Below are 1,910 nucleotides of genomic sequence, written 5' to 3'. Positions count from 1 at the left end.
GTCCTCCGCGCCGACGATGGTCATGAGCGCTTCGTCGTGCTGGCCCAGTGCGACGCACAACGCGTTCTGCTGCAAGACCCGTCAGACGGCACCGGCCGGCCCGTCATCGAACCCTTGGACGTCTTCGCCTCGCACTGGACCGGCGACCTCATCCTGATCGCCAGCCGCGCCAGCCAGGCCGGTGAACTCGCCAAGTTCGACTTCAGCTGGTTCATCCCCAGCCTGGTGAAGTACCGGCGCTTGCTGGCCGAGGTGCTGGGCATCAGCTTCATGCTGCAGCTCTTCGCGCTCATCAGCCCGCTGTTTTTCCAAGTCGTCATGGACAAGGTGCTGGTGCATCGCGGTGTGACCACGCTCGATGTGCTGGTCATCGGCCTGGTGGTGGTCGTCGTCTTCGAGAGCGTGCTCAACGGCCTGCGCGCCTATGTCTTCAGCCACACCACCAGCCGCATCGACGTCGAACTCGGGGCGCGCCTGTTCCGCCACCTGGTCCAACTGCCCTTGGCCTACTTCCAGGCCCGCCGTGTCGGAGACTCGGTGGCACGGGTGCGCGAACTCGAGAACATCCGCAGCTTCCTCACCGGCAACGCCTTGACGGTGCTGCTCGACGTGGTCTTCTCCATCGTCTTCATCGCCGTGATGCTGTTCTACAGCGTGCCGCTGACGTTGATCGTGCTGGTGAGCCTGCCCCTGTACTTCGGCCTGAGCCTGGCCATCGTGCCGATCCTGCGCCAGCGCCTGGATGTGAAGTTCGCCCGAGGCGCGGAGAACCAGGCCATGCTGGTGGAAGCCGTCACCGGCATCCAGACCGTCAAGGCCACCGCCCTGGAACCGGCCTTTGCCCGGCGCTGGGACAACCAACTCGCTGCCTACGTCTCGGCCAGCTTCAAGACCCAGAACCTCGCGAGCTGGGCGCACGAAGGCGTCAACCTCATCGGCAAGCTGGTGAACGCCGCCACCCTCTGGTACGGCGCCCACCTGGTGATGGACAACCAGCTGACCGTCGGCCAGTTCGTCGCCTTCAACATGTTCGCCCAGCGGGTGAGCCAGCCCATCATGCGCATGGCCCAGCTGTGGACCGACTTCCAGCAGACCGGCATCTCGATGGCGCGCCTGGGGGACATCCTCAACACCCGCACCGAGGTGCCGCCCAGCACCGCCGCCCAGTTGCCCGCCCTCAAGGGGCGCGTGACGTTGGACAACCTGACCTTCCATTATCGCCCTGAGGCGTCACCGGTGCTTCACGGCGTGAGCCTGGACGTGCGGCCCGGCGAAGTCATCGGCATCGTCGGGCGTTCGGGCTCGGGCAAGAGCACGCTGACCAAGCTGATCCAGCGGCTCTACAGCCCGGAGCAAGGCCGCCTGCTGGTCGACGGCATCGATATCAGCCTGATCGATGCGGCGCAGCTCCGGCGGCAGGTCGGCGTCGTGCTGCAGGAGAACCTGCTGTTCAACCGCAGCGTGCGCGAGAACATCGCGATCGTCGATCCGGCGGCGCCCATCGAAGCGGTCATGCGCGCCGCCCAGATGGCCGGTGCCCACGACTTCATCAGCGAACTGCCCGAGGGCTACGACACCATGGTGGGCGAGCAGGGCGCCAGCCTCTCCGGCGGGCAGCGTCAGCGGGTAGCGATTGCACGGGCGCTGTTCACCAGCCCGCGCATCCTGATCTTCGACGAGGCCACCAGCGCGCTCGACTACGAGTCTGAAGCCATCGTCCAGCGCAACATGGCCCACATCTGCAAGGGCCGCACCGTCTTCATCATTGCCCACCGCCTGTCGGCGGTGAGGAACGCGAACCGCATCATCGTGATGGACAAGGGCCGCATCGTCGAAGGCGGCACGCACGAAGCCTTGCTGCAGAAGCCCAAGGGCATCTACGCGCACCTGTGGGCCATGCAGGCGGGTGG

1 protein-coding gene is annotated in these 1,910 nt (G+C 66.0%); it reads left to right on the top strand.

What is annotated here, in order from left to right:
- Window positions 1-1,910 (top strand): type I secretion system permease/ATPase (locus tag N8A90_RS25300; protein WP_262078046.1); only part of this gene is annotated, 1,910 nt, incomplete at both ends.

This window comes from Variovorax sp. N23, assembly GCF_025486315.1.
Classification (GTDB): Bacteria; Pseudomonadota; Gammaproteobacteria; order Burkholderiales; family Burkholderiaceae_C; genus Variovorax.
This window is presented reverse-complemented; position numbering and strand designations above follow the sequence as displayed.